Origin of the sequence: Tateyamaria omphalii (genome assembly GCF_014651375.1) — a bacterium.
Taxonomy (GTDB): domain Bacteria; phylum Pseudomonadota; class Alphaproteobacteria; order Rhodobacterales; family Rhodobacteraceae; genus Tateyamaria; species Tateyamaria omphalii.
In genome coordinates this window covers 1,100,459-1,119,225 of the sequence record NZ_BMWT01000001.1, presented here as the reverse complement: position 1 = coordinate 1,119,225, position 18,767 = coordinate 1,100,459, and the positions used below count along the sequence as shown (strand labels likewise).

At 56.7% G+C, this 18,767-nt stretch carries 23 protein-coding genes; 7 read left to right on the top strand and 16 right to left on the bottom strand.

The window, feature by feature from the left end; all coding sequences use genetic code 11:
• Positions 1–224: 224 nt before the first annotated feature.
• Entirely contained in the window at positions 225–1,823 is a 1,599-nt protein-coding gene (locus IE087_RS05525; RefSeq protein WP_189368258.1) for a phosphoenolpyruvate carboxykinase, read from the top strand.
• Between the two features lie 14 nt (positions 1,824–1,837).
• Here IE087_RS05525 and IE087_RS05520 read toward each other — a convergent pair whose 3' ends face one another.
• Together IE087_RS05520 and IE087_RS05515 are read right to left on the bottom strand one after the other, a co-directional pair.
• On the bottom strand, positions 1,838–2,554 hold the full coding sequence (locus tag IE087_RS05520) for a hypothetical protein (RefSeq protein ID WP_189368257.1): 717 nt from the start codon (positions 2,552–2,554) through the stop codon (positions 1,838–1,840).
• An 89-nt stretch (positions 2,555–2,643) separates the two neighbouring features.
• Entirely contained in the window at positions 2,644–3,525 is an 882-nt protein-coding gene (locus IE087_RS05515) for a LysR family transcriptional regulator (RefSeq protein ID WP_229801274.1), read from the bottom strand.
• Positions 3,526–3,721: 196 nt separating this feature from the next.
• Here IE087_RS05515 and IE087_RS05510 point away from each other — a divergent pair, with 196 nt between their 5' ends.
• The 5 genes from IE087_RS05510 to IE087_RS05490 all read left to right on the top strand — a co-directional run bounded on the left by IE087_RS05510 (position 3,722) and on the right by IE087_RS05490 (position 7,862).
• Positions 3,722–4,084 carry a helix-turn-helix domain-containing protein gene (locus IE087_RS05510; RefSeq protein ID WP_189368255.1) on the top strand — a complete coding sequence of 121 codons (363 nt, stop codon included), beginning with the start codon at positions 3,722–3,724 and terminating at the stop codon, positions 4,082–4,084.
• Between the two features lie 382 nt (positions 4,085–4,466).
• A complete protein-coding gene (locus IE087_RS05505) occupies positions 4,467–6,155 on the top strand; it encodes an acyl-CoA dehydrogenase family protein (protein ID WP_189368254.1) in 1,689 nt (562 codons plus the stop codon).
• Positions 6,156–6,235: 80 nt separating this feature from the next.
• Entirely contained in the window at positions 6,236–6,817 is a 582-nt protein-coding gene (locus IE087_RS05500) for a LysE family translocator (protein WP_189368253.1), read from the top strand.
• A 131-nt stretch (positions 6,818–6,948) separates the two neighbouring features.
• A complete protein-coding gene (locus IE087_RS05495) occupies positions 6,949–7,473 on the top strand; it encodes a TetR/AcrR family transcriptional regulator (protein ID WP_189368252.1) in 525 nt (174 codons plus the stop codon).
• The gene (locus IE087_RS05490; RefSeq protein ID WP_189368251.1) at positions 7,470–7,862 is read left to right on the top strand and encodes an META domain-containing protein; all 393 of its coding nucleotides are present in this window, start codon (positions 7,470–7,472) and stop codon (positions 7,860–7,862) included. The genes IE087_RS05495 and IE087_RS05490 overlap by 4 nt, the downstream gene beginning before the upstream one ends.
• Here the strand turns inward: IE087_RS05490 and recO are convergent.
• The 14 genes from recO to folK all read right to left on the bottom strand — a co-directional run bounded on the left by recO (position 7,846) and on the right by folK (position 18,053).
• Complete coding sequence (recO, locus tag IE087_RS05485) at positions 7,846–8,571, bottom strand: DNA repair protein RecO (RefSeq protein WP_189368250.1); 726 nt, start codon at positions 8,569–8,571, stop codon at positions 7,846–7,848. The genes IE087_RS05490 and recO overlap by 17 nt on opposite strands.
• Before the next feature lies 1 nt (position 8,572).
• Positions 8,573–8,905 (bottom strand): DUF1491 family protein, encoded by a 333-nt coding sequence (locus IE087_RS05480; RefSeq protein ID WP_189368249.1) that lies wholly within the window; start codon positions 8,903–8,905, stop codon positions 8,573–8,575.
• Between the two features lie 57 nt (positions 8,906–8,962).
• A complete protein-coding gene (era, locus tag IE087_RS05475) occupies positions 8,963–9,871 on the bottom strand; it encodes a GTPase Era (RefSeq protein WP_189368248.1) in 909 nt (302 codons plus the stop codon).
• Entirely contained in the window at positions 9,868–10,554 is a 687-nt protein-coding gene (gene rnc, locus IE087_RS05470) for a ribonuclease III (protein ID WP_189368247.1), read from the bottom strand. The genes era and rnc overlap by 4 nt, the downstream gene beginning before the upstream one ends.
• Positions 10,551–11,369, bottom strand: a complete 819-nt coding sequence (gene lepB / locus IE087_RS05465) for a signal peptidase I (protein WP_189368246.1) — start codon at positions 11,367–11,369, stop codon at positions 10,551–10,553. Before lepB ends, rnc begins: the two co-directional genes overlap by 4 nt.
• 54 nt (positions 11,370–11,423) lie before the next feature.
• Entirely contained in the window at positions 11,424–11,840 is a 417-nt protein-coding gene (gene acpS, locus IE087_RS05460) for a holo-ACP synthase (protein ID WP_189368245.1), read from the bottom strand.
• Positions 11,837–12,460, bottom strand: a complete 624-nt coding sequence (locus IE087_RS05455) for a LysE family translocator (RefSeq protein ID WP_189368244.1) — start codon at positions 12,458–12,460, stop codon at positions 11,837–11,839. Before IE087_RS05455 ends, acpS begins: the two co-directional genes overlap by 4 nt.
• Before the next feature lie 45 nt (positions 12,461–12,505).
• A complete protein-coding gene (locus IE087_RS05450) occupies positions 12,506–12,820 on the bottom strand; it encodes a Dabb family protein (protein WP_189368243.1) in 315 nt (104 codons plus the stop codon).
• A 34-nt stretch (positions 12,821–12,854) separates the two neighbouring features.
• On the bottom strand, positions 12,855–13,304 hold the full coding sequence (locus IE087_RS05445; protein WP_189368242.1) for a hypothetical protein: 450 nt from the start codon (positions 13,302–13,304) through the stop codon (positions 12,855–12,857).
• Positions 13,304–14,065, bottom strand: a complete 762-nt coding sequence (locus IE087_RS05440) for a pyridoxine 5'-phosphate synthase (RefSeq protein WP_189368241.1) — start codon at positions 14,063–14,065, stop codon at positions 13,304–13,306. Before IE087_RS05440 ends, IE087_RS05445 begins: the two co-directional genes overlap by 1 nt.
• 91 nt (positions 14,066–14,156) lie before the next feature.
• On the bottom strand, positions 14,157–14,816 hold the full coding sequence (locus IE087_RS05435) for a DUF2062 domain-containing protein (RefSeq protein WP_189368240.1): 660 nt from the start codon (positions 14,814–14,816) through the stop codon (positions 14,157–14,159).
• Positions 14,817–14,840: 24 nt separating this feature from the next.
• The gene (locus IE087_RS05430; protein WP_189368239.1) at positions 14,841–16,982 is read right to left on the bottom strand and encodes a RelA/SpoT family protein; all 2,142 of its coding nucleotides are present in this window, start codon (positions 16,980–16,982) and stop codon (positions 14,841–14,843) included.
• A 21-nt stretch (positions 16,983–17,003) separates the two neighbouring features.
• Positions 17,004–17,357, bottom strand: coding sequence for a DNA-directed RNA polymerase subunit omega (rpoZ, locus tag IE087_RS05425; protein WP_039682236.1), 354 nt, complete (start codon positions 17,355–17,357; stop codon positions 17,004–17,006).
• 72 nt (positions 17,358–17,429) lie between these two features.
• Positions 17,430–18,053 (bottom strand): 2-amino-4-hydroxy-6-hydroxymethyldihydropteridine diphosphokinase, encoded by a 624-nt coding sequence (folK, locus tag IE087_RS05420; protein ID WP_189368238.1) that lies wholly within the window; start codon positions 18,051–18,053, stop codon positions 17,430–17,432.
• A gap of 87 nt (positions 18,054–18,140) precedes the next feature.
• On the opposite strand from folK, the gene IE087_RS05415 reads away from it, so the two are divergent.
• Positions 18,141–18,713: a LabA-like NYN domain-containing protein gene (locus tag IE087_RS05415; protein ID WP_189368237.1), complete on the top strand. Its 573-nt coding sequence runs from the start codon at positions 18,141–18,143 to the stop codon at positions 18,711–18,713.
• The last annotated feature ends 54 nt before the right edge of the window (positions 18,714–18,767 follow it).

The window sequence follows — 18,767 nt, the reverse complement described above, 5'->3', positions numbered from 1 at the left end:
GTTAGGAATGGCTAAATTGCCGCACATTCCCGTGTCGGGTGCATGTCGACGAGTCACTGTTTGCGCAACCGGTCGTCATGGTGGCGCTAACCTTGGTTGCAGGCCTATTCATCAAGTAAATCCACGTGTTATGAGGCCGGAACAGACCGACAGGACGTCGGTTATGGGCCTTTTGGCTGCCCTCTGACCTAACAAAGCCGCTTCGCGGCATCAGGAGAGTTCACATGACATTTGGACGGGTAAACCCGCAGTTCCGCCTTGAAGATCAAGGGATCAAAGGGCTGGGCGATGTCTATTACAACCTGATCGAGCCCGCTTTGATCGAACACGCGCTCGAACGCAAAGAAGGCAGTTTGGGCAAGGGAGGCGCTTTCCTTGTGACCACCGGCAAGTTCACTGGCCGGTCCCCCAAGGACAAGCACGTAGTTAAGACGGACAGCGTGGCTGACAGTATCTGGTGGGAAAACAACGCCGCAATGTCGCCGGACGGCTTCGACGCGCTCTACGACGACATGCTCGAACACATGAAAGGTCGCGAGTATTATGTGCAAGATCTGACCGGTGGTGCAGACCCCAGCTACTCCATCAATGTTCGCATGGTCACGGAGTTGGCATGGCACGGACTCTTCATTCGACACATGCTGCGTCGCCCCGATGCAGAGGACCTAAAGGACTTCATCGCGGATTTCACCGTGATCAACTGCCCCTCTTTTCAGGCGGATCCTGAGCGACACAATTGCCGGTCTGAAACTGTCATCGCAATGAATTTCGATCGCAAACTGATCCTGATTGGCGGCACAGAATACGCCGGCGAAAACAAAAAATCTGTTTTCACTTTGCTCAACTACCTGCTGCCAGAACGCGGTGTGATGCCCATGCACTGTTCGGCCAACCATGCACAGGGCAACCCAGTGGATACGGCGATTTTCTTCGGGCTGTCCGGCACGGGAAAGACAACCCTGTCCGCTGATCCTGGCCGTGTTTTGATCGGTGACGATGAACATGGCTGGTCAGATCGCGGAACATTCAACTTCGAAGGTGGCTGCTATGCCAAGACGATCAACCTGAGCGCAGAAGCCGAGCCTGAGATTTACGCGACAACCGAGAAGTTCGGAACAGTAATCGAAAACATGGTTTTTGATGCTGAAACCAAAGATCTGGATTTCGACGACGATAGCCTGACGGCAAACATGCGTTGCGCATATCCGCTGCACTATATCTCGAACGCATCATCCAGCGCACTCGGCGGTCATCCAAAAAATATCATCATGCTGACGTGCGATGCTTTCGGAGTATTGCCCCCCATCGCAAGATTGACCCCAGCTCAGGCAATGTATCACTTCCTGTCCGGCTTTACGTCCAAAGTTGCCGGTACTGAACGTGGGGTGACTGAACCCGAGCCAACATTCTCAACCTGCTTCGGCGCACCATTCATGCCGCGTCGCCCTGAGGCGTATGGCAAGCTGTTGCAAGAGAAGATTGCCAAGCACGGCGCAACATGCTGGTTGGTCAATACGGGCTGGACTGGCGGCGCGTACGGCACCGGCAGCCGTATGCCGATTCGAGCGACACGCGCCCTGCTGACTACCGCTCTGGACGGGACTTTGGCCAAAGGCGAGTTCCGTAAGGACCCGAACTTTGGATTCGATGTTCCGGTCTCTGTTCCTGGAGTGGCAGATATTCTTCTTGATCCACGCCGGACTTGGGATGATGCCGCTGGATACGATGCACAGGCAAACAAGCTGGTCGACATGTTCTCGAACAACTTTGAGCAGTATCTGCCTTACATCGATGACGACGTGAAAGCCGCCGCCATCAGCTAAATTGTTACCGGGGCCTATGCGGCCTCGGGAACAACTTCCGCCAAAGGAATATCGAGCAGGTATTCCAAGTCCTCTCTACTGTTGTATGCAAGAAAAGTGTCAATTGGAGCATCGCGCCCATCGACCACCCACTTGAGTACGCTGGGTTCCAGATGCAGGTATCCGATTCGTGCTCCAAATCCCTTGTACGCCACAACATTCAGGATGAAGCCGTAGATCCAGTCGGGGTCCCAGCGCTGCATCATCTCCAACATCCCCGTGCGCCCAAGTACGGGCGCAAGCCCAACTCCGCGATACTTGCCACGTTCCGGGGCGACCCAGAACTCTCCGTGATAGGCTGCCATGCCGGCGATACGGTGAGTACCTGGCGTCGCACGGAAACGTGACCGCGCCATATCCACACCCTTTAACGGCGGAGGAAACGCACGAAACTGTCGTAGCAAATAACTACTGAGCGGTTTGCCCGACAGACGGACGCGTTTCGCTGCCTGAGTATGAATCAGCTCACCGTCTTCGTTTCGGCCTGTTAGCCAGAAAGCATTCGATCGGTTCAAGCCATGCAGTTCGGGATCGAAGGGTGCGCCAAGCTTCTGCATAGGCCGTTCTTCGGCAACGATTTCCTTATACTCTTCAAAGTCTGTGCCGATCGTCAGAGTGATCCCCTGTGAGATCAAAATACTGCGGCTTGTTGCAATGAACGGCGCCGCGTTTCCAGGGAATTGAATGGTCATAAAAGTCTCTCCTTTGACGCACTTACGTCAAAGCTAAGACAATTTTTGTCAAATTACCCGAAAAACTCGCCGAATAGGTGCAAGAACGATTAGGTCGGCATTGCTGCCATTTTTTCGAACTTGGCTTCCGCAAGGTCAAAGTCGGGTTGTTTGATCTTTGTCATCGCAGCGCGCTGTGCCTCCTCAAGGGCTGCGATGTTCACGTTAATAGTTGGCACAACGAGCGTCATGACAGCTGGTGACCGATCTGGAAAAAATCCAGCCATCATAAGGCGTTGGTAGGCCATTGTGGCCTGACTTGGGTTATCGCGCGCTGGCATCCTTGTATAAACGTGATCCAGACGCGCCGTCTGGGTTGTTTCAATATCCAGAAAGGATTGATCCAGCATTCGACCAAACTCTTCGCCCGCCGGAAGCCGAGCGATAGGACGACCAATACTAGAACGTGCATAGTCCACACCGAACCAATCGACGTATGCTGATTGCTGACCGAATTCGACAACGATCCACCCCGAATCAGAATTGCGGTACACCATAAGATATGGCCGCACGTGCGAGAGGTGCGGGCTCTCGATTTCGCCCGCACTCATAACCCATGCTCGGTACGTTTCACGAAGGAGGACCGATTCATCCTGCCAGATGTCTCCCATCGGCTGTTGTTGTTGGTAGAAGACTAGGCCATCTACCTCGGCTTGCAGATATTGTAGCGAGCCGCGCATGCCGGTCTGTCCACGTGACCACACCTTAGCATGCATCAACAACTCACGGGCTTCCGGCAATGCAGCCTCTCCCGCCTCTGTGAGTTCGTAGCGCCGATCCCGTGTACGGAACAGCTCTTCGCCCCGCAATTCCTCGAGCTGCGATATGTGGCGGCGTACAGTTTGACGGGTACTGTTCAACTTCGCCACGGCGTGCGACAGATTCAACGTGTCCGCGAGCGTTGTGAACGAGCGGATCATCTCGAACAGCAAAGGCTGGTTCAATTCACTCAGATTGGGTGTCGGTGCGTTCACAATGCCACTCGATGTATGATCAACAACACATCCATGTTAAAGAAATCATACATTAATGCAACATTTACGTGTGGTTTAGGGTGTGAATCTACTCAATTGAACCAATGCGTGTACTGAGCGATCACTCTGGTGGAACAACCGGAGGTAATCAGTCATGTCACATCCAGTCGATGTACACGTAGGTAAACGCTTGAAACAGATCCGCACCTTGCGTCGGATGTCGCAAACAGACGTAGCCAAGCGCTTGGAGCTGTCTTTTCAACAAATCCAGAAGTACGAAATCGGCTCGAACCGAATCGCCGCAAGCCGTCTTTTCGAATTGTCGCGCATCCTGGACGTACCGACATCCTATTTCTTCGAAGGTTTGGCGGATGCGAATAACACAGCTCCTCGCGGTGATCGTGGTCTTGATATCGTGAATGCTCTCGCTGCGATTGAAGATGATAAGATCAAATCACGCATCGTTACCTTCATCGAAGACGTCTCGGGACTGACAGTCGCGCGTCGCGCTTCGTAGCACGATATTCCTTAAAGTCATTTAATAGACTATTTTCAGTATTTTATTCGAACCGGCTTGCCTCGTTGCAGTCGGTTCGAAATTGTTTGGACGGCTCGATCCATCACACGGACGTCATCCGTAAGACGGTTAGTTTCAACTTGATATGATTCGCTCCTAGGGCGCAGGAAAGCTGATGGCACTTTGGCCTTCAGATCATCAATGCTACCCTTAAGAATGCATCAAAACGCATACCTGACCTTACTTTTTGCCAACCTGTCGCTGCACTGCAGTATACTGCCACGCAACATTTGAACAAATAGCCGCACAAAAATGAATATTTGTTGCGCTGCACCTGCAAACTAGTTAAGCGGTTACGACGCGGAAAACGAGGAGCTATGCGATGGCACATGACGGACAGGATATGGGAGCGGTGACGCCAGTTTTGCTCGATGATTTGCTCGTGCTGACCGGCGCTGCACTCAAACCTGTAGAAAAAATTACAGAACTCGCACGAACGCGACTAAGCGATCAGCTGAGCAATAACGGACGCGTTTCTGGTGCTCTTATTGAAAAGCATCAGACTGCGGCGCATGGCCTTGCGTGGCTTGCCACATACTGCGAATCGCTTCGGCAAATGCACAAATGGGCGGAGGCTTTGAACACCCAGTCCAAACTGGGTGAGGTCGAATCGCTGATCCTTCAAATCGCATTTGGTGAATACCTTTGGCAAATCTACGGCGGCATCCAGATGAACCAGGGCGAAGTCCTGCGCCTGCAGGACCTTGGTCTGACACAAGACGATATGCGCGGGATGATGGAACCTGCCGTTCAAACACTCACGCAAAGCGGAAATACCCAAGCTGCGCGCATCCGTCTCGTCGAGTTGATGCAGGAACGCAGCGCCGAAATCACGGTGGGCGCCTCCGGCCTCGACGAAGAACTTGAGATGATCCGCGAGCAGTTTCGCCGCTATGCAGTCGAGAAAGTCGAACCTTTCGCGCATGATTGGCACCTCAAGGACGAGTTGATCCCGATGGAGGTGATCGAAGAACTGGCCGAGATGGGTGTCTTCGGCCTCACAATCCCCGAAGAATACGGTGGCTTTGGACTGTCCAAAGCATCCATGTGCGTCGTGTCGGAAGAACTGAGCCGTGGGTACATAGGTGTCGGCTCGCTCGGCACCCGGTCCGAGATTGCAGCGGAATTGATCATTGCCGGCGGCACCGAAGAGCAAAAGCAGAAGTGGCTGCCGCAACTGGCAAGCGCCGAAACATTGCCCACGGCCGTCTTCACCGAACCAAATACGGGGTCTGACCTTGGTTCACTGCGCACACGCGCGGTCAAGGACGACAATGGCGACTACAAGATTACAGGCAACAAAACCTGGATCACCCACGCCACCCGCACACAAGTGATGACTCTACTGGCACGCACCGATCCGAACACCACGGATTACAAGGGGCTTTCGATGTTCCTTGCGGAAAAGACGCCTGGCACCGAAGAAGTCCCCTTCCCAACGGAGGGCATGACAGGTGGCGAGATCGAAGTGCTCGGCTATCGTGGCATGAAGGAATACGAGCTGGGTTTCGACAACTTCCATGTGAAGGGTGAAAACCTGCTCGGCGGCGAAGAAGGCAAGGGCTTCAAACAGCTGATGGAAACCTTCGAATCTGCGCGCATCCAGACGGCAGCCCGCGCCATCGGCGTCGCCCAATCGGCCCTCGATATCTCGATGCAATATGCACTGGACCGCAAACAGTTCGGCAAGGCGCTGATCAACTTCCCCCGCGTCGCAAACAAGCTCGCGATGATGGCGGTCGAGATCATGGTGGCACGGCAACTCACCTACTTCTCTGCCTTCGAAAAGGATGAGGGACGTCGATGCGATGTCGAAGCGGGTATGGCAAAGCTGCTCGGCGCGCGCGTGGCCTGGGCTGCAGCAGACAATGGGCTGCAAATCCATGGCGGCAACGGCTTTGCGCTGGAGTACAAGATTTCCCGCGTCCTGTGTGATGCACGTATTCTGAATATCTTCGAAGGCGCGGCAGAGATTCAGGCACAGGTCATCGCGCGCAGGCTTCTTGGCTAGCATGCAACAGGATCGAGCGGCAGCGGAATTTGTTGCGACCGCTCGATTGACGATAGGCTGAAAAGCATCAAGCTGGCGGCATGCTCACATTTGCCGCCGCCGTTTTCTTTCTGATAATAACACCTGGCCCAGGCGTTCTTTCTGCTGCGGGGGTCGGAGCAGCATATGGGGTACGGTCCGGGCTACGCTATGTCCTCGGTCTGTTCATCGGCAACAATCTGGTCATCTTGGCCGTGGTTACGGGTCTCGCGGCACTCATTCTGGCCAATCGAACGCTGCTCTTTGCTCTCTCCACCGCGTACCTGCTCTACTTGGCCTGCCGCATCGCGTTTGCGGGCTCCAAACTTGCCTTCGCACCAGCCGCAACCGAACCTGGCGTCCTGAATGGGGTGTTGCTTCAACCGATCAATCCCAAGGCGTACGCCGTCAACACAGCCCTCTTCTCGGGATTTACACTGATGCCCGACGCCATTCTGGCAGAGGCATTTTTGAAACTGTTGATCGTCAACGCCATCTGGGTGCCCATTCACATGATCTGGGTTTGGTTCGGCTTTCGACTGAAACAACTTGACCTGCCGGCTCACGCACAACGGCGGATCAACTATGCCATGGCCGCATCAATGCTGCTTGTGGTTGGACTGGCCCTGGTGGCCGAAATCTGACGTCCCACCATCACCACATCTTGATCGCATGATAGGCAAATTCTTTCGCTGCGTGTGCGGCAAAACGCTCATACCGGAAGTTGAAGCGTCTTTCGCTTGCACCCCCGCATACCCGGACGTATCGCAGGGCTATGGCTAAAGCTCCCCTCTCCCCCGCTGCCTGGATTGACGCCGGGCTGGAACAGCTCACAGCCCAAGGGCCATTGGCCCTGCGGGCAGAACCCCTTTCACGCCACCTGAAGACGTCAAAGGGTTCATTCTATTGGCATTTCAAGGATGTACCGGCTTTTCAGAAAGCGTTGCTTGCTGAATGGAAATCCCGTGCTCTGAACACCTTGAAGGAAGACAGCGCCCAGAACGGCACTGCCACCGACAAGATGATCCGCTTCGGACAAAGTGTTCAGGAAGACACCGCTGGTCCGGCGCTTCGTGCTTGGGCGCAGCAGGACAAAGCGGTCGCCAAAGCACTCGCAGACGTGGACAAGACACGGCTCGCGCGCTTGACCGATTTGATGTCTGACATCGGTGTCACCAACGAAGAGTTTTCCAAGGCGGCCTATGGCTCCCTCGTCGGTTTGAAGCAAATGCATTCAGATGATGGCGACGCGTTGGTGAGCTTTGCAGCGCTTGTCGATCTGGTAATGGCCCTTAAATGATCCGTGCCGCCGCGCTGACGCTGCTTGCGTCTATCCCCGCCTGCCAGGCGGATGAAACGGTCGCGCGGTACGGTGCAGCAGATCGACTGTGGGAACTCCAAAGCCTGAACGGAACCGCATTGCCCACCCCTGCCACGCTCGAATTTGAAGCGGGCGGACCGGTGTCAGGCCAAGCGCCTTGCAATACGTTCAGTGCAACAAACACGGTGCCGTATCCGTGGTTTGAACTGACCCCGATTGTATCCACCGATCTCGCCTGCCCCACGCTCGACGCAGAAGTCCTCTACCTTGATGCCCTGGCACGCATGACCCAGTCCGAAGTGCGCGAAGGCACATTGTTTCTGCGCAACGATGACGGTGACGAAATGGTGTTTACAACGCCCGACTGAACGCATCGACGAAACGCGTGCGCGCCTCAGGCAGCGGTTTCGACCCCAAATCGGGCGCCAGATGGTGCGTCAGAAAATACCCTGTTGTGACCAGCCCCTGAGCAATCTCCGCGTCCGGCGCCTCACCTTCACGGCGTAGTACCGGGGGCAGCGGCAACAACCGGTCCGCCCACTCACCCGCAGCAGTCTTGGACACCGCCCGCCCGGACTTGGGTGAGACATAGATCAGCCCTTCGGTTGCACCGGTCACGGCACAGGCGGTCAAGTCCAACCCAAACCCCATCTCCTCTAGCAGCGCCAGTTCCCACTGCAGGTAGGCCAGCGGCCATAGCTCGTCCTGCCCCAACAGATCCAACAGCGCTTCGGTTCTGCGATAAAGCGGGCCATGTGCTTCACGTTCCGGCAAGCAAAAGACCAGCAGGCCGGTAACGGCATTCAGCCCCGCCAAAGCCAACCGATTGCCCATGACAAGGGCTGCACGGCTGCGCACCGGCTCAACTGCAAATGTTCCGATATGTTCTTCCAGACGCGCACGCCATGTCACATCCAACTGCGCGCCGGGCTGCAAGATCGGCGCAATCTTGCGGCTTGTGCCACCCCGCACGATCCCGGCATGACGGCCCCGATCCTCGGTAAACACATCGATGATAGCGCTGGTTTCTCCGTGGCGACGCACGCTCAGCAATATGCCCGTGCCGCGCCATTCCATCTCAGGCCAACCCGTCCTGGTCCAGCAAGTGACGGCCCGCGCGATCCTCGACCTCGATCACCCAAAGGTCCGGATCAAACCCACGCTGCCGGGCAACCGCCGCATCTACATCGCCTTCGGCACCAGATGACAGTTCTGCCCAGACGCGTGTGTCAGACATCAGGTCAAACGAGCGTTGGTATAGCACCGCTTGCCCATCAAGCGTATTCAACTTCACCAGCACCGCACCGCCTGTGTCATCCCCATGAGCAACGACAAACCCGGGAATGTCAGCAAAACGCAACCGCGCCAGATAGGCATCCACCCAGAACCGCGATGTCAGCTTGGGTGCCACGTCCTCAACTTCCCTGTTTCAGAAAAATCCTCCCCGAAGGGTCGGTTGGCATATGTCTCAGGCGTTGCCATCTTTGAAATCCAGGCCCATCTGGTCGTAGCGTTCGGCTTCATCCAGCCATTTCTCGCGCACTTTGACCTGCAGGAACAAGTGTACTTTGCGGCCCAGAAACTCCGCCAGTTCCTCCCGCGCCGCCTTGCTCACCGCCTTGATGGTCTCGCCACGATGCCCCAACACGATGCCCTTGTGCCCGTCGCGGCTGACATAGATGATCTGGTCCACCTTGGCAGACCCGTCCTTACGCTCTTCCCACGCTTCCGTCTCGACCGTCAGCTGATAGGGCAATTCCTGATGCAAGCGCAGGGTCAGCTTTTCGCGGGTCATCTCGGCGGCGATCATACGCATCGGCAGATCGGCAATCTGATCCTCTGGATACAGCCACGGTCCCTCGGGCACTTGCCCAGCCAGCCACTGACGCAGCGCATCCACGCCATGGCCCTTCTCTGCCGAGATCATGAAGGTTTCCGCGAAATCAAACCGCTCATTCAGATCTTTGGTCAGGCCCAGTAGAACCGGCGCTTCAACCCGATCAATCTTGTTGATGGCAAGGGCTACAGTGCGCCCCTGCCCGATCTCGGACATGCCATCCAGAATGCGCTCGACACCGGCCGTCACGCCACGGTGTGCTTCGACCATCAGCACCACCACATCAGCATCAGCAGCCCCGCCCCAGGCGGCAGCGACCATTGCGCGATCCAGACGGCGGCGCGGCTGGAACAGGCCGGGCGTGTCCACAAAGACGATTTGGCTGTTCCCTTCCATCGCCACCCCACGAATGCGGGCGCGCGTGGTCTGCACCTTGTGGGTGACAATGCTGACCTTGGCACCGACCATGGTGTTCAGCAGGGTGGACTTGCCCGCATTGGGTTCTCCGATCAAGGCGACAAAGCCCGCGCGGGTGGTCATGCCAATCCCTCCAGTTCCTGCAAGAGGGCTTGCGCGGCCGCTTGCTGTGCTTCGCGCTTCGATCCGGCTGTGGCCGTGGCTTCGGCCCCCGTGGACAGACGTGCGGCAATTGTGAAAATCGGTTGATGATCCGGCCCCGAGCGACCGGTCTCAACATATTGAGGCGGCGTCAGACCGCGGGCCTGCGCCCATTCCTGCAGGGCGGTCTTGGCATCGCGCGCATCCGCGTCGACCCGGGCGATCCGATCCCCCCAAAGGCGAAGGATCAGCGCCTTGGCAGCATCAAATCCCGCGTCAAGATAGACGGCAGCAATCACAGCCTCGACTGCATCGCCCAGAAGTGCCTGCTTGCGCCGACCACCGGACAACATCTCGGACCGGCCCAATCGCAGCACAGCCCCCAGATCGACATCCCGGGCGACGTCGGCGCAGGTCTCTTTCCGCACCAAGGCATTGAACCGCGGGGCCAAGGTCCCCTCGGCTGCTCCTGGATCGGCTTCAAGCAACGCCTGCGCCATCACGAGACCCAAGACCCTATCCCCAAGAAATTCCAGACGCTGATTGTCCGACCGCGTGGGGGAAGACATCGACGCATGGGTCACCGCCTCTACCAGCAAATCGGGCGTCGCGAAGCGGTGCCCGATCCGGCCTTCAAAGGCCGTCAGTTCGGTCGCCAGTTTCACTCGATTCCCTTGAAGTAGCGATCGCTGCGCCACGTCCAGAAGAACAGCATCGACCGACCAGCGGACGAGAACATAACGCGGTCCGCGCGCCCAATCAGATTTTCGAAAGGTACATAACCTACACCACCCGCGACTTGCGCCAAACGGCTGTCCGACGAGTTGTCCCGGTTGTCGCCCATAAAGAAGTAGTGGCCTTCCGGAACACGGTAGACAGGCGTGTTGTCCGATTGCTGCACGCCGACGTTCAACACCAGATGCTGTTCACCATTGGGGAAAGTCTCCAGGAAACGAGACTTCGTGCAATCGGCCCCCTGCCCAACGGCCCCACTTTCACAGCGCGGCAGCAAACCTTGCGGCCCCTGACGATCAAAGACTTCGGTAAAGGTACCAGCTGGTTCCTGTGGCACAGGCTCACCATTCAGAATGATTTGACCATCTCGGACCTGCACCGTGTCACCGGGCAGGCCAATGACCCGTTTGATAAAGTCAGCGCCCGAAACTGGATGACGAAAAACCACGACATCGCCGCGCTCGGGCTCACCTGCCCAGATGCGATCATCCCCCATGAAGCCGCACAGCTTTTTCGCATCCAGACCAATCGCCGGGATTGATGGGCAGGACGCATAGGAATAGCCATAGGCCATCTTGTTCACGAACAGGAAATCACCAATCAGCAGCGTCTCTTTCATCGACCCCGACGGAATCCAGAACGGCTGGAAAAACAGGGTGCGGAACACACCTGCAATCAGCAGCGCATACACAATGGTCTTGATCGTCTCGATCACGCTGTTTTGAGACTTTTCCTTGGCGGCCATTGCGCGCTCCTTCGGGGTCGGTTCAGGGCTACATGCGGGCGCGGCCCGAAGGTGTCAAGGCGCAGGCTCAGATTGTATCGGGCGGGCTTCGATGACTACAAATGCCTGCGCCCACGGATGATCGTCGGTCAACGTCACATGGATGATCGCCTCATGCCCGGACGGGGTCATTTCCGCCAACCTCTCGGCGGCCCAGCCCGTGACATGCATCACCGGTTGACCGGTCCTCAGGTTGGTCACAGCCATGTCTTTCCACGAAATTCCCATGCGCAGGCCAGTACCCAACGCCTTTGAGCAGGCCTCCTTGGCCGCCCAACGCTTGGCGTAGGTGCCGGGCGTATCCGCGCGCCGCTCGGCCTTGGCCTGTTCGACGTCTGTGAACACGCGATTGCGAAACCGGTCCCCAAACCGTTCCAGCGTGCCTGCGATGCGGTCGATATTGGCCAGATCGGTGCCGACGCCCAGAATCATTGCAACCGCGCCGTCAGAATCTTGTAGCTCGCGACCCCGAAAAAGCCCGCAAAGGCCAGTTCGAACCAGCGACGCGCCTTGCGATAGACGGTCACAACCCGCGCGCTTGAAAACAGCAACGCATAACCGATGAAAATCAGGATGGAGCCTGCATAAAGATAGGCGAAACACTGGAAAACAGCCGCCGGCTGTGCATCCGCGGGTAAGGCAATGGCATAGATCGATCCCCAGCTCAGGATGGCCTTGGGGTTGGTGATGTGAATAGCTGCCCCTTTCAGAAACAGACTGCGCGCGGAGCCGGAAAATGGCGTGCCAACAGCGGTGTCTCCACCTTGCCAAGCACTTTTCAAGGCTTTGAACGCCAGCCAAGCCAAGTATGCCACACCAACATACCGGATGACTTCAAAAACCCAGACATGGGTCAGCATGATCGCCGACAGCCCCAAAGCTGCCGCGATACCCCAACTTGCCGATCCGGCAAGAATCCCGGTGGCAAATGCAAGCGCCGAAGCGCGCCCGGCAGACATCGCAGTGCCCGCAATGCCCATGGTCGCCGGGCCCGGCGACCCACCGGCCAACAGCCATGCAATCCATATGGCAACGAATTCAGGTCCCATCAAACACTCCTTGGTTTGCGGCCCTGAGCCGACTCGGGCACGACAGGATCACGCAGGTGCCTCAATATCGTAAACGACAATACCGTCGCCGCCGACGTCACATAGCGTCACAAGCTGCGCACCCAAAGCCTGATGCTCTGGATCCACCGCATAGGCGGCCAACGCCTCTGCATTCTCGGCATCCAGTGTGAAACCGTAGGGATAGTCGGGCGTCTTACCCTCGTAGTCTCGGTTCGGACCAGCGCGGAACCCGGAACACCCGTCCAATCGCCGCACCAAATCCTCAAGATCCAGCATGATCTTGTCCAGCTCTGCCGTATCAGCTTTGGGTGACAGACGTAAAAACACACAGTGGCGGATCATCCAGCGGGTCCCCTCGTTTTTGGCCTCACGCCGGTCAATTCAAGCGCTGTACTGTCCGAGATGCAAGGCTGATGCGCCAGCGCACAGGCAGTGTTGGACAGCATCGTGGGTCATCCGGCCCCGGCATGATTGTGGTCAGCTCTACATGGGTCGGACCAAATGTTGCGTCACTTGGCAAATGCCCAAACACGTTCTCAACCGGACCGACAAATCCCCAACCTGCAGTTGTTCGCTGAAAAAGGCCCACCGCGATAGACGTGTTCCCGGCTGAACCGGGTATGTGCTCGTAAACAATGCCCAAAGCCCGCGTTGCCGCTGCGGGATCCGCTTGATCCGGCAACCAGAAAGACGCCTCTGCCGTACCCGACGCCGTCAAAGTCGAAAACAACAGTTGGTCCAGATCAGGCCATTCGCTGTGTTGCCCCTTCGCCGGAGGCACGGAAATGGCACACATCAAAGCAAAAAGCAGGGCCGACAAGCGCATCACGTGATGACCTCGCGCGCCTCATCCATGAGGCGCCGCATTTCGCGAATGGCCGGGTCAAGCCCCAGGAAAATGGCCTCGCCAATCAGGAAATGCCCGATGTTCAGTTCCATCACCTCTGGAAAGGCAGCGACCGGTGACACGGTTTCATAGGTCAGACCATGGCCCACATGCACTTCTAGTCCCAGCGAATGCGCGAAACTCGACATCTCGCGCATCGCCTCCAGTTCTCGGTCGCAGTCATCAAAACGCCCTTCGTGATGGGCATCGCAATAGGCACCGGAGTGCAACTCAATCACCTGTGCACCGATACGGTGAGCAGCCTCAATCTGACGCTTGTCGGCTGCAATGAAGATGGACACCCGGCAACCCGCCTCACGCAGGGGTGCAATAAAATGGGCCAAACGGTTTTCTTCCCGCGCAACCTCTAGGCCACCCTCAGTCGTCCGCTCTTCGCGCTTTTCTGGAACGATGCAGACGGCATGCGGCTTGTGGCGCAACGCAATGGACTGCATCTCTTCGGTCGCTGCCATCTCGAAATTCAGCGGCACCGACAAAACATCCATCAGCCCTTCGATATCGGCATCAGAAATATGCCTGCGATCTTCGCGCAAGTGGGCCGTGATCCCATCCGCGCCCGCCGCCTCTGCCAGTTTTGCCGCGCGCAGCGGGTCCGGTGTATCGCCACCGCGTGCGTTGCGCACCGTGGCCACGTGATCGATATTCACACCAAGGCGAAGTTGTCCCAGCGGGGCTGTCATCGGCATCGTCCTTCCAATGTCTTCGCGCTCAACCTAGTGCGGAAGCAAATGCCTGAACATACGGACAAAGCCGAAAAATTGTACCAAGTCGCTAGTCGGTCTTTGGCTTTGCTGCGGCAGCCTTGCTTGCCGCCTTCGCCTTCAGCGCCTCGAACTTTGCCTTGATCGCTCCCCTGCGCCGCTTCTGATAGGCGCGAATGACGGGCACCGACACGTAGTAGCAGATGGTTGCTGCAATAATGCCGGGAATGATGCCACCAATCAGGTAGGGAAAGAAAATCTCGTCATAGAAGATGCTCAGCTTGGTCCAGTCCCGTGGCTCTCCGATCAGCACATGCTTCAGGTTTTGCCACAGATCCGACCCCGCATCGACGAACTTGCCCCCAAAGGAACGTTCCGTTTCTTCCTTCATTTCGGCCCCAAGCAGCCAGTGGCCTGTCTGCAGTGACACAACGCCGATCGGAACATAGGTCAGCGGGTTGCCAAAAAAGGTCGCCATCAAAGACGCAACAATGTTTCCACGCATGGCCGTTGCGATAATGGCCGCGACAAAGAAATGCAGGCCATAAAACGGCGTGAAGGTCGTGAAGACACCCGCCCAAATGCCGCGCGCAATCTTTTCCGGGCGGTCGGGTAGTCGACGGACACGGTGTTTGACATACTGAAACGCACGGCCCCACCCACCGCGCGGCCAGAGGAATTCCAGCACAGCGCGCAGAAATGGCTTGGGGTCGCGGCGCTTGAACACCAATGTCTTTTCGCCCTTCGTTGCGCCTTATCCCGAGACCATCGCTTGCCCTGCCGGTGGCTCGGGGCGACGGAAGCGGTCAATGGCAGCCACATCACTCTCTGCTTGAAGCGCCCCCATCAGCGTATGCAAATGCTGGGCGTCCCGAAGCTCTACGTAGACCATCAACCTAAAGAAGTCAGGTTTACGATCCACGAATTCGAGATTTGAAATATTGGCCCTGCTCTCGCCAATCAATGTGCAAATGCGTCCCAGAACACCAGCGTCGTTGCCAATGGTCAGATCAAGCGTCACCCCATACACCGCCGGATGGCTGCCATCATGCCAATGCAAATCCAACCAGCGGTCAGGTTGCTTTTCATACTCGACAAGGCGGGCGCAGTCGATGGCGTGCACCACCACGCCTTCACCCCTGAAGGTAATCCCGACAATACGCTCTCCCGGCAAAGGCTCGCAGCATGTTGCGCGCTGGAACGATTGACCAGGCAAAAGCCCAATCACGGCGCGGCGGGCATCCACCTGCTTGCCAGACTTCGGTGTAAGATCGGGGTAGATGGCTTGCACAACCTCACGCCCAGTCAACTCGGCAGACCCAAGGCGCGCCAACACCTCATCCGCATTCTTAAGTCGCAATCGTTTGGCAGCGGCATCCAGCGCCTTGTCCGTGGCCTTCTTGCGTACATGGGCAAAAGCGGATCGGGCCAACTCACGCCCCAGTGTGATGAACCGATCACGATCGGCCTCGCGAAGAGACCGACGGATGGCTGTCTTGGCTTTGCCAGTCGTAGCAATTTCCAGCCATGTTGCTTGTGGTGTCTGGCCCTCGGCGGTGATGATATCAACCGACTGGCCGTTTTTGACGCGAGTCCACAATGGCACACGCATCCCATCGACTTTGGCCCCGACACAGGCGTTTCCGATCCTTGTGTGAATCGCGTAAGCAAAGTCGATGGGCGTCGCTCCCCTCGGCAACTTCACCACTTCACCCTTTGGAGTGAAGCAGAACACCTGGTCGGAGTACATCTCCAGCTTAACGGCCTCGAGGAAGTCTTCGTGGTCCTCTTCACTGTCAAACTGTTCGGTCAGTTGCGAAATCCACTTTGCCGGATCAACAGCAAACGGGTTCTGAGACCGTACACCGTCACGATAGGACCAGTGCGCAGCTACACCCGTTTCCGCCACATCGTGCATCTGACGGGTGCGGATTTGCACCTCGACGCGTTTTCCATCGCGACCTGATACGGTGGTGTGGATAGACCGGTACCCGTTGGTTTTTGGTTGGCTGATGTAGTCCTTGAACCGTCCCGGCACCGCGCGCCACCGCTGATGAATGGCCCCTAGGGCGCGATAGCAGTCTTCTTCCGAACCCGTGATCACGCGAAAGCCGTAGATGTCGGACAGACGGGAAAAGGACTGATCCTTTTCCTGCATCTTGCGCCAAATGGAATACGGTTTCTTGGCGCGGCCAAACACTTCCGCCTCGATATGCACCTTTTCCAGCTCAAATCGCATATCGCCAGTAATGCGCTGGATGACGTCTCCAGTTTCACGCTGCATCGTGATGAAACGGCGAATGATGGAAGATCGCGCATCGGGGTTGAGCACCTTGAATGCCAGATCTTCCAGTTCCTCCCGCATCCATTGCATCCCCATGCGACCAGCAAGGGGGGCGAAGATGTCCATTGTCTCGCGAGCTTTCTGAACCTGCTTGTCCGGGCGCATGGACTTGATGGTGCGCATATTGTGCAGGCGGTCACTGAGCTTGACCAGGATGACGCGCATATCCTTGGACATCGCCATGAACAGCTTGCGGAAGTTTTCAGCTTGTTTCGTCTCGACACTCGACAGCTGCAGGTTGGTCAACTTGGTGACGCCGTCCACCAACTTGGCAACCTCTTCTCCGAACAGTTCGGATACCATGGCATAGCTGGCCTTGGTGTCCTCAATAGTGTCATGCAGAAGGGCGGTGACGATGGTGGCATCGTCCAGCTGCTGCTCAGTCAGGATTGCGGCAACAGCGACCGGATGCGAAAAGTAGGGCTCCCCGGAATGCCGGAATTGCCCATCATGCATCTGGCCACCAAAAGCATACGCCCGGCGGATCAGGTCTTCGTTTGTCTTGGGGTTGTAGTTGCGGACCAGCGCGATCAGATCGTCGTCAGAGATCATCCGGTCCGCGCCTGACTAGGGTCAGCCCTGACCTTGCGCCGCCATCAGCTGACGCAGAAGCATCTCTTCGGACATGCTGTCTTCTTCCGGCTTGTCCTGTTCGGCCCCCATAAGAAGCGCCATTGCGTCTTCCTCGGCCTCGTCGACCTCAATCTGGCTCTGATTGGACTCGATCAGACGCTCACGCAGCTCTTCCGAGCTCTGTGTCTCTTCCGCAATCTCACGCAGCGATACAACAGGGTTCTTGTCGTTGTCGCGGTCGACAGTGATAGGCGCCCCAGACGAAATTTCACGGGCGCGATGCGCGGCCAGCATCACCAGCTCAAAACGGTTCGGAACCTTGTCAACGCAGTCTTCAACGGTCACGCGGGCCATGGGTGTGCTCCAGATCAGGCGGAATAGATAGAAGGACGTTATCTAGGCCCGATCGGACAGAATGACAAGCGCCTATTCGATGGGCACGATCGCCTCAATTTCTGCAGCTGGCAGCGCGTCCTGCATCTCCGACACGGACTTGCGGGTAATCGGATGTATCCAATCGGGTTCTACATCCGCCAAAGGCACCAATACAAACGCACGCTCGTGCATCCTGGGATGCGGCAACAACAATTGGCCAGGAGCCATTTCTTTCTGTTTTTGCACCGGTAATTCCATCCACCGACGCAAAACCTGAACGCTTGGCCTGATCATTTGATCGTGCGCCAACAAATCCAAGTCGATGACACGCTGCTCCCATCGCACCTTACGGCGGCGGCCAAGGCGAGACTCAACCTCGTGCAAACGGGCAATTGCTTCGGTAGATGACCAGTGCGCATTTATCGAGATGGCCGCATTTACGAAGTCTGGGCCACTGCCGGCAGGAACGGCTGGAGTGCGGAAAAAGCGACTGCGCCCGCGAATCACAGCCCCCATTTCTTCAATCGAATCGACGGCCTTTTGGAGCGTTTCGACGGGTGTTCCGATACTGGAATGCATGTTTGACCCTAGGGCAACTAGCAATTTTGTACCGTTACATGGCGTAGTTTTGCCTATTTGCATGTCATCAGTGACTTGCGACATATTGAAAATCACCTATTTTTCAAGAACCGTCTCCACGCGTTTTTACGCACTCACTCACGGAAATCACAGGCGGTACCCGAATTTTCGGAAGGACATTTTATGTTTTACAAAGACGAACGGCTGGCGCTGTTCATCGACGGATCGAACTTATACGCCGCGGCCAAAGCGCTTGGGTTCGATATTGACTACAAGTTACTGAGGCAGGAGTTCATGCGGCGAGGCAAGTTGCTTCGTGCTTTTTACTACACCGCGCTGTTGGAAAATGACGAGTATTCGCCAATCCGGCCTTTGGTCGATTGGTTGAACTACAACGGCTTTACCATGGTGACCAAGCCAGCCAAGGAATACACCGACTCGATGGGTCGCCGTAAGGTGAAGGGGAACATGGACATCGAATTAGCGGTGGACGCCATGGAACTTGCACCGCGCGTTGACCACATCGTTCTATTTTCGGGCGACGGGGATTTTCGTCCGCTTGTGGAAAGCCTGCAGCGTCAGGGCGTTCGAGTCTCTGTAGTATCGACGATCCGTAGCCAACCACCGATGATTTCGGACGACCTGCGGCGTCAAGCTGACAACTTCATCGAGCTGGACGAACTGAAGGATGTCATTGGGCGACCGCCGCGCGAACCAATGCCTGAGCGCGAAGAACGGGTTCAAGCCCAGGGCTAAGCCAAACACGAAGACGGCCAGCGACATTGCAGTGCCGCTGGCTGTCCGTTCACA

Bases quoted from the DNA above. Each gene is read 5' to 3' on its own strand.
- IE087_RS05525 (WP_189368258.1), top strand. From the start codon at position 225: ATGACATTTGGACGGGTAAACCCGCAGTTCCGCCTTGAAGATCAAGGG.
- IE087_RS05520 (WP_189368257.1), bottom strand. From the start codon at position 2,554: ATGACCATTCAATTCCCTGGAAACGCGGCGCCGTTCATTGCAACAAGC.
- IE087_RS05510 (WP_189368255.1), top strand. From the start codon at position 3,722: ATGTCACATCCAGTCGATGTACACGTAGGTAAACGCTTGAAACAGATC.
- IE087_RS05505 (WP_189368254.1), top strand. From the start codon at position 4,467: ATGGCACATGACGGACAGGATATGGGAGCGGTGACGCCAGTTTTGCTC.
- IE087_RS05500 (WP_189368253.1), top strand. From the start codon at position 6,236: ATGCTCACATTTGCCGCCGCCGTTTTCTTTCTGATAATAACACCTGGC.
- IE087_RS05495 (WP_189368252.1), top strand. From the start codon at position 6,949: ATGGCTAAAGCTCCCCTCTCCCCCGCTGCCTGGATTGACGCCGGGCTG.
- IE087_RS05490 (WP_189368251.1), top strand. From the start codon at position 7,470: ATGATCCGTGCCGCCGCGCTGACGCTGCTTGCGTCTATCCCCGCCTGC.
- recO (WP_189368250.1), bottom strand. From the start codon at position 8,571: ATGGAATGGCGCGGCACGGGCATATTGCTGAGCGTGCGTCGCCACGGA.
- era (WP_189368248.1), bottom strand. From the start codon at position 9,871: ATGACCACCCGCGCGGGCTTTGTCGCCTTGATCGGAGAACCCAATGCG.
- lepB (WP_189368246.1), bottom strand. From the start codon at position 11,369: ATGGCCGCCAAGGAAAAGTCTCAAAACAGCGTGATCGAGACGATCAAG.
- acpS (WP_189368245.1), bottom strand. From the start codon at position 11,840: ATGATTCTGGGCGTCGGCACCGATCTGGCCAATATCGACCGCATCGCA.
- IE087_RS05450 (WP_189368243.1), bottom strand. From the start codon at position 12,820: ATGATCCGCCACTGTGTGTTTTTACGTCTGTCACCCAAAGCTGATACG.
- IE087_RS05445 (WP_189368242.1), bottom strand. From the start codon at position 13,304: ATGCGCTTGTCGGCCCTGCTTTTTGCTTTGATGTGTGCCATTTCCGTG.
- IE087_RS05440 (WP_189368241.1), bottom strand. From the start codon at position 14,065: ATGACAGCCCCGCTGGGACAACTTCGCCTTGGTGTGAATATCGATCAC.
- IE087_RS05430 (WP_189368239.1), bottom strand. From the start codon at position 16,982: ATGATCTCTGACGACGATCTGATCGCGCTGGTCCGCAACTACAACCCC.
- rpoZ (WP_039682236.1), bottom strand. From the start codon at position 17,357: ATGGCCCGCGTGACCGTTGAAGACTGCGTTGACAAGGTTCCGAACCGT.
- IE087_RS05415 (WP_189368237.1), top strand. From the start codon at position 18,141: ATGTTTTACAAAGACGAACGGCTGGCGCTGTTCATCGACGGATCGAAC.